Source organism: Sphingomonas sp. DG1-23, from assembly GCF_030730875.1.
Taxonomy (GTDB): domain Bacteria; phylum Pseudomonadota; class Alphaproteobacteria; order Sphingomonadales; family Sphingomonadaceae; genus Sphingomonas.
Window position 1 is genome coordinate 186,967 of the sequence record NZ_JAVAMA010000010.1, and the last position, 9,152, is coordinate 196,118.

The 9,152-nt window shown below is 68.5% G+C and carries 9 protein-coding genes; 7 read left to right on the forward strand and 2 right to left on the reverse strand.

All coding sequences use genetic code 11. The features are described 5' to 3' along the window. Nucleotides 1-109: 109 nt before the first annotated feature. Nucleotides 110-559: a PaaI family thioesterase gene (locus tag Q9Q95_RS16620; protein WP_306098259.1), complete on the forward strand. Its 450-nt coding sequence runs from the start codon at nucleotides 110-112 to the stop codon at nucleotides 557-559. Beyond that, nucleotides 553-927 carry a PaaI family thioesterase gene (locus Q9Q95_RS16625; RefSeq protein WP_306098260.1) on the forward strand — a complete coding sequence of 125 codons (375 nt, stop codon included), beginning with the start codon at nucleotides 553-555 and terminating at the stop codon, nucleotides 925-927. The genes Q9Q95_RS16620 and Q9Q95_RS16625 overlap by 7 nt, the downstream gene beginning before the upstream one ends. A gap of 6 nt (nucleotides 928-933) precedes the next feature. On the opposite strand, the gene Q9Q95_RS16630 is transcribed toward Q9Q95_RS16625, so the two are convergent. Further along, complete coding sequence (locus tag Q9Q95_RS16630; protein WP_306098261.1) at nucleotides 934-2,130, reverse strand: PQQ-dependent sugar dehydrogenase; 1,197 nt, start codon at nucleotides 2,128-2,130, stop codon at nucleotides 934-936. A gap of 27 nt (nucleotides 2,131-2,157) precedes the next feature. Next, nucleotides 2,158-3,288, reverse strand: a complete 1,131-nt coding sequence (locus tag Q9Q95_RS16635; protein ID WP_306098262.1) for a PQQ-dependent sugar dehydrogenase — start codon at nucleotides 3,286-3,288, stop codon at nucleotides 2,158-2,160. A gap of 176 nt (nucleotides 3,289-3,464) precedes the next feature. Between Q9Q95_RS16635 and Q9Q95_RS16640 the strand changes: the two genes are divergently transcribed. From Q9Q95_RS16640 to Q9Q95_RS16660, 5 genes are all read left to right on the forward strand, one after another. Continuing rightward, complete coding sequence (locus Q9Q95_RS16640) at nucleotides 3,465-5,381, forward strand: S9 family peptidase (RefSeq protein WP_306098263.1); 1,917 nt, start codon at nucleotides 3,465-3,467, stop codon at nucleotides 5,379-5,381. Between the two features lie 103 nt (nucleotides 5,382-5,484). Further along, nucleotides 5,485-6,033 carry a ribosome maturation protein RimP gene (rimP, locus tag Q9Q95_RS16645; RefSeq protein ID WP_306098264.1) on the forward strand — a complete coding sequence of 183 codons (549 nt, stop codon included), beginning with the start codon at nucleotides 5,485-5,487 and terminating at the stop codon, nucleotides 6,031-6,033. Continuing rightward, nucleotides 6,033-7,661, forward strand: coding sequence for a transcription termination factor NusA (gene nusA / locus Q9Q95_RS16650; protein ID WP_306098265.1), 1,629 nt, complete (start codon nucleotides 6,033-6,035; stop codon nucleotides 7,659-7,661). The genes rimP and nusA overlap by 1 nt, the downstream gene beginning before the upstream one ends. A 61-nt stretch (nucleotides 7,662-7,722) precedes the next feature. Then, nucleotides 7,723-8,415 (forward strand): DUF448 domain-containing protein, encoded by a 693-nt coding sequence (locus Q9Q95_RS16655; protein WP_306098266.1) that lies wholly within the window; start codon nucleotides 7,723-7,725, stop codon nucleotides 8,413-8,415. Between the two features lie 8 nt (nucleotides 8,416-8,423). Beyond that, nucleotides 8,424-9,152, forward strand: a 729-nt coding sequence (locus tag Q9Q95_RS16660; RefSeq protein WP_306098267.1) for a translation initiation factor IF-2 associated domain-containing protein, incomplete at its 3' end; no start/stop codon positions are given.

The window sequence follows — 9,152 nt, forward strand, 5'->3', positions numbered from 1 at the left end:
GCCCCCTTCACAAGCGCCGCCAGGCTAGGGCGGAAGCGTCCCGGGTGCACGTTACATCCCTGTAATGTAGCGGGTTTGCGCCGCCCCGCCCGCCGCGCTAGGGCGAGGCATGACCGACAGCGAGACGCCGGCGGCGCGCGCCTTCGATCCCAAATTGCTGTTCGGCGGACGCTTTGGCGGGCACGGCGGCAGGCTCGGGATCGTCTATCACGATCACGGCGACGATTGGGCCGAACTGGCGCTGCCTTATCATCCCGATCTGATCGGCGACGAAGCCTCGGGTGTGATCGCCTCGGGGCCGATCCTCGCTTTGATGGACATGGCGACCAGCGTCGGGGTGTGGCGCAAGCTCGACGCGTTTCGCGGCCATGCCACGCTCGATCTGCGCATCGATTATCTGCGCCCGGCGCGGCCGGGCCAGACGGTGATCGGCCGCGGCGAATGCTATCGCATCACCCGTTCGATCGCGTTCGTGCGCGGCCAGGCGCATGACGGCGACCCGAACGACCCGCTCGCGCATGTCGCGGGCACCTTCATGGCAGTGGAGGGCTATTGGTGATCCCTTATGCCAAGTTGCTCGGGCTCGAGGTCGAGCCCGGCGCGACCGCACCGACCTATGTCATGCCCTTCGCGATCGACGTGGTCGGCCGGCCGAGCTTCCTCCATGGCGGCGCGATCGGCGGGCTGCTCGAAATGGCCGCGGTCGGCGCGCTCAAGCAGGCGCTCGCGGCCGAAGGCGAGGTGCGGATCAAGCCGATCAACCTCACGATCGACTATATGCGCGGCGGCCGGGACAAGCCGACGCGCGCCCGCGGAACCGTCACGCGGCTCGGCACCCGTGTCGCCAATGTCGAGGCCGTGGCGTGGCAGGACGCGCCCGATCGCCCGATCGCCGCGGCGCGGATGAACTATCTGATCGTGCGTTGATCGGTCTCAGCCGGGCGTCAGCTTGAGCAGCCGGCCCGAACCCGAATCCTCGAGCACCCAGATCGCGCCGTCGGGCCCCTGCTCGACTTCGCGGATGCGCTGGCCGAGGGGGATCCGCTGGACCTCGGCGGCGCTGGTCGGCGTGAATCGCACCCGCACCAGCCCCTGGCCCACCAGTCCCGCGATGATCGCGTCGCCCTGCCACGCGCCGAACAGGCTGCCCGAATAGAGGATCATCCCGCCGGGCGCGATTACCGGCGTCCACCACGCCAGCGGCGCGACATAGCCGTCGCCGGGGGTATGATCGGGGATGTTGCCGCCGCCATAATCCTGCCCGTTCGAGGCATTGGGCCAACCATAATTGCCGCCCGCGGCAATCAGATTGAACTCGTCGCCGCCCTCGGGCCCCATCTCGTTCTCCCACAGCCGGCCGGCGGAATCGAAGAACAGGCCATAGGGATTGCGATGGCCATAGGACCAGATCTCGGGCCGCGCGCCGGCGGTGGCGACAAAGGGATTGTCGCCGGGGACGCTGCCGTCGGCGTTGAGCCGGACCACCTTGCCGAGCGTCTTGGTCAGATCCTGCGCGGGGGAGCCCTGCTGGCGTTCGCCCGCGGTGACGAACAGATGCCCCGACGGGCCGAAAGCCATCCGCCCGCCGAAATGCCCGCTGCCGCTCACCTTGGGGGTCTGGCGCCAGATCGTCGAAACGTCGGTCAGCCGCGGTCCCGAACCGTCCTCGACCAGCGTGCCGCGCGCCACCGCCAGCCCGGCGCCGCCCGTCCCGGTCTCGGCAAAGCTGAGATACACCCGGTTGTTGGTCGCGAAGCCGGGATGCAGCGCCACGTCGAGCAGGCCGCCTTGTCCGCCGACCGCAACCGCAGGCACGCCGGCCAGTGCGGCCGACTTGACCCCGGCCTGGGTCACGATCCGCAGCGTGCCGCCTTTCTCGGTGACCAGCGCCCGGCCGTCGGGGAGGAACACCATCGCCCATGGCGAGGCGAAGGTCGCCACCGCCGTCGAGCGGACCGAGGCGATCGGAGTGGGCGTCGGGGTCGGGGTCGGCGAAGGGGCGGGCGTCGGGCTGGGAGAGGGGCTCGGCGTGGGCGTCGGCGTCACCACGCCTCCGCCTCCGCCTCCGTCGCCGCCGCACGCCGAAAGCGCTGCCAGCGCTGCGCCTGCCAACCAGAGGGAAAACCGCATCACGCACCTCCCGCCGGCGCTTTTTCCTCAGCCGGCGGGTGTCAAACGCAGCAAACGCCCCTGGGAGCCATCGCCGCCATCCTCAAGCAGCCAGATCGCGCCGTCGGGCCCTTGCTCGACCTCGCGGATCCGCGCGCCCATCGGCCATTGGTCGCCCTTTCTGGCCTCGGTGCCGTCGACCTCGACCCGGACCAGCGACTGGCTCGACAGCCCGCCGATGAACAGATCGCCGTTCCACTGCGGGAACATCTTGCCCGAATAGGCCATCAGCCCGCCCGGGCTGATCACCGGGTTCCACCACACCTTGGGCGCCTCGAAGCCGTCGCCCGGCGCGTGATCGGGGATGTCGCGCCCGTCATAATGGCTGCCGTTCGAGACCTTGGGGTAGCCGTAATTGCGCCCGGGCAGGACGAGATTGACTTCGTCGCCACCCTTGGGGCCCATCTCCTGCTCCCACAAATTGCCCTTCGCGTCGAACGCGATGCCGAGCAGATTGCGATGGCCGTACGACCAGACCGCCGGGTGGAAGCCCTTCGTCGCCAGCGGGTTGCCCGGCGCGGGCTTGCCGTCGAGCGTGAGCCGCAGCACCTTGCCGAGCGTCGCCTTGGGGTCCTGTGCGGGGTCGAATTTCTGACGTTCGCCATTGGTGAAGAACAAATATTTCCCGTCGGGCGAGAAGGCGATCCGGCCCGAATAATGGCCATTGCCCTCGACGAACGGCGTCGCGCGGAACAATTCGGTGATCCCGGTCAGCGCCGGATGCCCGTCCGCGGATCCGAGCACGCCGCGCACCAGCACCACGCCCTTGCCGCCTTCGCCCGCCGCCGAATAGCTGAGATAGACCTGCTTGTTCCGCGCGAAATCGGGGGCGAGGACGACGTCCATCAGCCCGCCCTGTCCCGCTGAATCGACCGGCAGGCTCGCGATCGGGTGCTTCTGCTTGCCGTCGGCCGAGACCAATAGCAGCGTTCCGGCCTTCTCGGTCACCAGCAATTGTCCGTCGGGCAGGAAGGTCATTGCCCAGGGCGCGTCGAAATCGGCGACCGGGGTCACCTTGAAAGGGGAGGCCGCGGCACTGTCCTGTGCCACCGCGCCCGATTGCGGATTGCACGCGGCAAGCAGAACCGCCGCAGGCAAGATCACTCGAAATGTGCGCATCGTCTCGACCCCTTCGCAATGGCTGTGCAACGCGCATCCGGCAATTGCGCTCCGCTGTCGAGATGTCCCGCATCTCATTGCGCTGTCGTATCGATTTATTGCGTGTTTTCCCCATATTGCGCAATTTTATTCCATCGCCCATGCTTGCCGTGTTAAAAGGCTTGGGGGCAAGTCCTATGCTGTGGCGGTTTCTGCGCGGTGCCGCGCTGGCGTTTGCGTGTGTTCAAAGTTTGCCCGCATCGGCGGCGTCCGATGCGTCGCCGGCCGACGCCGCCGCCTATTTTGCGCCGCCGGCGATCGAGGACGCCGCATTGTCGCCCGACGGGCTGCGAGTCGCGGCCCGCGCGCTGGTCGAGGGCCGGCCGCGGCTCGCGATCTTCGATCTCTCCGACGCCGCGCCTACGCTGCACCCGGTCGCGCTCCCCGAGGAGGAGCGGCTCGAATGGCATGGCTGGCTGGGGCCGCGCCTGCTGCTCGTCAGCCTGCTCCGACAGGGTGCCGCCCCCAGCGCACGCTTCGTCACGGTCGATCTCGACACCGGCAAACGCAGCCAGCTCGGCGCCGCCCGACCGGTCGAGGCCGGCGACGAAGTGCTGCACATCGCCGCGGACCAAGGCTTCCTGCTGCTCAAATCCTCGGTTCCCGGCAAGGCGACTCCGGGCGTCTATCGGCTCGATCTCGCCACCGGCGCGGTCACGCTCGCGGTCGCGCCGCAAGAGCATGTCTGGGATTGGGTTGCCGATTCGGCGGGCGTCATCCGCGCCGGGCTGGCGAGCCAGGGCAAGCGCGCCTGGCTGCTCTATCGCAAAAGCGAGCATGAGTCGTTCAGCCGATCGGCCCGCGCCGCCGGCGAGGTGCGCGCGGGAGTCGATCGCTTCGTCCCGATCCGCGGCACCGATCGCGGCTATGCGCTCGCCCAGACTCCGGCCGGCCGGGTCGGCCTCTATGCCTATGATTTCGGCAAGGGGCGGCTGGGCGCTTTGCTCTACGCGGATTCGCGGGTCGATCTCGACGGGTTCCAGACCGGCCCCGACGGGCGGCTGCTCGGCGTCGACGTCTCGGCCGATCGTCCCGCGACGCACTGGCTGGATCCGGCATTGGCGCAGCGTCAGGCGCGGATCGATTCGGCGCTGCCGGGCCGGGCCAATCGCGTGATCGCATCGAGCGCGGATCAGGCGCGATCACTGGTGTTCAGCGAATCCGCGGCCGATCCGGGGGCTTTCTATCTCTATGCCGGCGGACGCGCGACACTGGTCGGCGCGGTCAGCCCCACGCTCGCAGTCAGGCAGGGCGCCGAGATGAAGGCGGTGCAGTATCGCGCCCGCGACGGGCTCGCGGTCAGCGGCTATCTGACCCTGCCGGCCGGGCGCGAGGCCAAGGGCCTGCCGCTCGTCGTCATGCCGCATGGCGGCCCCTTTGCGCGCGACAGCTGGGGCTATGATCCGTGGGTCCAGTATCTCGCCGATCGCGGCTATGCCGTGCTCCAGCCCAATTATCGCGGTTCCACCGGCTTCGGCCGCGATCTTGTCGAAAAGGGCAATGGCGAATGGGGCCGCGGCATGCAGAACGATGTCGATGACGGTGCCGATTGGCTCGTCGCGCAGGGAATTGCCGATCCGCGGCGGATCTGCATCATGGGCGCATCCTATGGCGGCTATGCGGCGATGTGGGCGGCGACCGCGCCGGCGCCGCGCTATCGGTGCGCGATCAGCTTTGCCGGCATTTCCGACGTCGCGGCGCAACTCGCTTATGATCGCAAGACCTTCGAGGAGCGCGATTATCGCGCATGGAAGCACCGGATTCAGGGCAGTGCTCCGTCGCTCGATGCGCTGTCGCCGATCGCGCGGGTCGATGCGCTGCGCATGCCGATCCTGATCGCGCACGGCACCGCCGACGATACCGTCCCGGCCGACCAGTCGGCCCGGCTCCACGCGGCGCTCACCCGACTCGGCCGCGCACACGATTATGTCGCCTATCAAGGTCAGGGCCACACGCTCGAAGGCCCGGCCGACAACGCCGATTTCCTGACGCGCGTCGGCAAATTCCTCGACGCGCACAACCCTGCCTGGTCCCACTTGCCCCCGGCGCGGTGAGCGCGTATATCGCACCTGCTTTCTCGACATCGTCACACATGCCGAGGTCGGGGCCCCGCAGGGCTCCGGCGCTGAAGCTGCTTATCTGATTGCCGGAGACCCGATGGCGGACATCGCCGCATTGACCAGCCTGATCGAACCCGAAGCCAAGGCGCTCGGGCTGGATCTCGTGCGCGTGAAAATGTTCGGCGGCCAGTCCGATCCGACGCTGCAGGTGATGGCCGAGCGTCCCGACACGCGCCAGCTGACCATCGACGATTGCGCCGATCTGTCGCGCCGCATCTCGGATCGGCTCGACGCGCTCGAGGCCGAGGGCCGCGATCCGATCGACCATGCCTATCGGCTCGAGGTCAGCTCGCCCGGAATCGATCGCCCGCTCACCCGGCTGCAGGATTTCGAGGACTGGAAGGGCCATGAGGCCCGGATCAACCTCGCCGAGCCGAGCGAGGACGGTCGCAAGCAATTGACCGGCGTGCTGCTCGGCGCCGGAGCCGGCCAGGTCAGCATCGACGTTCACAAGTACAGGCAGGTCACGGTGCCGTTCGCATTGGTCGCGGACGCCAAATTGCTGATGACCGACAAACTCATCGCCGCCACAGCGCCGCTTTCGGCCGAGGGCGCAGAAGAATTCGAAGCAGAGGAACAAGACTGATGGCCACTGCCGTTACTGCCAATCGGGCCGAGCTGATCGCGATCGCCGATTCGGTCGCCAAGGAAAAGCTGATCGATCGCGCCATCGTGATCGAGGCGATGGAGGACGCGATCCAGCGTGCCGCCAAGAATCGCTACGGCAGCGAGAACGACATCCGCGCCAAGCTCGATCCGAACACCGGCGATCTGCGCCTGTGGCGCGTGGTCGAGGTGGTCGAGGCGGTCGACGACTATTTCAAGCAGGTCGATCTGAAGGGCGCGCAGAAGCTCCAGAAGGATGCGAGCATCGGCGACTTCATCGTCGATCCGCTGCCCCCCATCGAGTTCGGCCGCATCCAGGCCCAGGCTTCGAAGCAGATCATCTTCCAGAAGGTCCGCGACGCCGAGCGCGAGCGCCAGTTCGAGGAATTCAAGGACCGCATGGGGGAGATCATCACCGGCGTGGTCAAGCGGGTGGAGTTCGGCCATGTCGTCGTCGATCTCGGCCGCGCCGAAGGCGTGATCCGCCGCGACGCGCAGATCCCGCGCGAAGTGGTCCGCGTCGGCGATCGCGTCCGCTCGATCATCCTCAACGTCCGCCGCGAGAATCGCGGGCCGCAGATCTTCCTCAGCCGCGCGCATCCGGACTTCATGAAGAAGCTGTTCGCGCAGGAAGTCCCCGAAATCTACGACGGCATCATCGAGATCAAGGCCGCCGCGCGCGACCCGGGCAGCCGCGCCAAGATCGGCGTCATCTCGCACGATTCGAGCATCGATCCGGTCGGCGCCTGCGTCGGCATGAAGGGCAGCCGCGTCCAGGCGGTGGTCCAGGAGATGCAGGGCGAGAAGATCGACATCATCCCCTGGTCGCCCGACACCGCGACCTTCGTCGTCAATGCGCTCCAGCCGGCCAATGTCAGCCGCGTGGTGATCGACGAAGAGGATGACCGCATCGAAGTCGTCGTTCCCGACGATCAGCTCAGCCTCGCGATCGGACGCCGCGGCCAGAATGTCCGTCTCGCCTCGCAGCTCACTGCCAAGGCGATCGACATCCTCACCGAGACCGACGCCAGTGAGAAGCGCCAGACCGAGTTCGTCCAGAACAGCGAGATGTTCCAGAACGAGCTCGACGTCGACGAGACGCTCGCGCAGCTGCTGGTCGCCGAAGGCTTCTCGAGCCTCGAGGAAGTCGCTTATGTCGAGCTCGACGAGATCGCCGGCATCGAAGGCTTTGACGAGGAGCTCGGCCAGGAGCTGCAGAGCCGCGCGCAGGAAGCGCTCGAGCGCCGCGAGGAAGCCAATCGCCAGCTGCGCCGCGAGCTCGGCGTCGAGGACGATCTCGCGACCATGCCGTACATGACCGAGGCGATGCTGGTCACGCTCGGCAAGGCTGGGATCAAGACGCTCGACGACCTCGCCGATCTCGCGACCGACGAGCTGGTCCAGAAGAAGCGCCAGGAGCCGCGCCGCCGCGCCGAGAATGCGCGCTCGGAGCGCGCCGAGGACAAGGGCGGGATCCTCGCCGAATACGGCCTCAGCGACGAGCAGGGCAACGAGATCATCATGGCCGCCCGCGCGCATTGGTTCGCGGACGAAGAAGAGCCGGCTGCGGCCGGTGCGGAGGACGCTGTTGCGGACTCCGGGCAATGATACCCGCGGCGTAACTGCCAGGCGTGATTCCTCCCTTGCCTCCGGGCAGGGGAGCGAACCGGTGCGCACCTGCATCCTGTCGCGCGCGGAATCCCCGCGCGAGGGGCTGATCCGGCTCGCGCTCTCGCCTGATGGCGACGTGCTCCCCGATGTCCGCGCCAAGGCGCCGGGCCGCGGCGCGTGGATCGGCGTCGATCGCGCCGCCCTCGAGGCTGCGCAGGCCAAGGGCAAATTGCGCGGCGCTTTGTCGCGCGCGTTCAAGACGCAGGACCTGCGCATCCCCGACGATCTCGGCGAGCGCATCGCCGGCCAGCTCGAGCGGAGCGCGCTCGATCGCCTCGGGCTCGAGGCCAAGGCCGGGCACGTCACCACCGGGGGCGAGAAGCTCGACAAGGCCGCGCGATCGGGCAAGCTCCACTTGCTGCTTCACGCCTCGGACGCCGGCGCGGACGGCGCCGGAAAGCTCGCCCAGGCATGGCGGGTCGGCTCGGATATGGAAGGCAGCGGGCGCAAGGGCTTAACATTGCCCGTGCCCCGCACCATATTGTCCTTGGCGCTGGGCCGCGAAAATGTGGTACATGCAGGCCTGACAGATCCCAAGGCGGCGAGGCGGGTGAGCGATGCGCTCGACCGCTGGCTGCACTTTATCGGACCCGACCCCGCTTCCCGCCCTTGCGAAACAGGCTCGCAGGGCGCATCGGCGTTCCCGCCGGGCGGGTCGCAGAACACGACGAACTCGACTGAAGGACTTTGAGCACGCGCATGAGCGATACTGAAAACGAAAAGCCGAAACTGGGCATGCGCGCGCCGCTGGGGCTGAAGCGCACTGTCGAGACGGGCAAGGTGAAGCAGAGCTTCAGCCATGGCCGCTCGAACACCGTGGTGGTCGAAGTCAAGCGCCGCCGCGTCCTCGGTCCGCAGGGCGCGCCGCAGGAAGAGCAGGCGCCGGCACCCGAGCCCGTAGTCGCGGCCCCTGCGCCGCAGGCACCGCCGCCTCCCGCGCCCGCACCGCGTCCGCCGGTCTCGAACGAGTCGGCGCAGGAGCGCCAGGCGCGCATGCTGCGCGAGGCCGAAGATCAGCGCATGCACGCGCTCGAGGAAGCGCGTCGCCGCGAGGAGCGCGAGCGTGCCGAGGCCGCCGAGGCCGAAGCCCGCCGTGCCGAGGAACGCGCCCGCGCCGAGGCCGAAGCCGCCGCTGCGCCCAAGGTCGAGGCCCAGCCCGAACCCGCGCCGCAGCCGGCCGCGCCCGCCGCCGCGCCTGCGCCGACCCCGGCTCCAGCGCCCGCGCCGGCGCCGCCGCCCCAGCCGATCGGCATCCAGCTCGATCCGAGCCGCCCCGCGCCGCGCATCTTCACGCCGGTGCAGCGGCCCGAAATCCCCCGGCCGCAGCCCAAGCCCGAGCCGCAGGCGCCTGCGCAGTCCCAGGACCTGGCTCCTATACACATCTCCGAGCCCACGGGACCTCGGTGCATCGGGAGTGCCGTCGTCCGC

Coding starts and splice junctions, on each gene's coding strand:
- Q9Q95_RS16620 (WP_306098259.1), top strand. CDS start 110: ATGACCGACAGCGAGACGCCGGCGGCGCGCGCCTTCGATCCCAAATTG.
- Q9Q95_RS16630 (WP_306098261.1), bottom strand. CDS start 2,130: ATGCGGTTTTCCCTCTGGTTGGCAGGCGCAGCGCTGGCAGCGCTTTCG.
- Q9Q95_RS16635 (WP_306098262.1), bottom strand. CDS start 3,288: ATGCGCACATTTCGAGTGATCTTGCCTGCGGCGGTTCTGCTTGCCGCG.
- Q9Q95_RS16640 (WP_306098263.1), top strand. CDS start 3,465: ATGCTGTGGCGGTTTCTGCGCGGTGCCGCGCTGGCGTTTGCGTGTGTT.
- rimP (WP_306098264.1), top strand. CDS start 5,485: ATGGCGGACATCGCCGCATTGACCAGCCTGATCGAACCCGAAGCCAAG.
- nusA (WP_306098265.1), top strand. CDS start 6,033: ATGGCCACTGCCGTTACTGCCAATCGGGCCGAGCTGATCGCGATCGCC.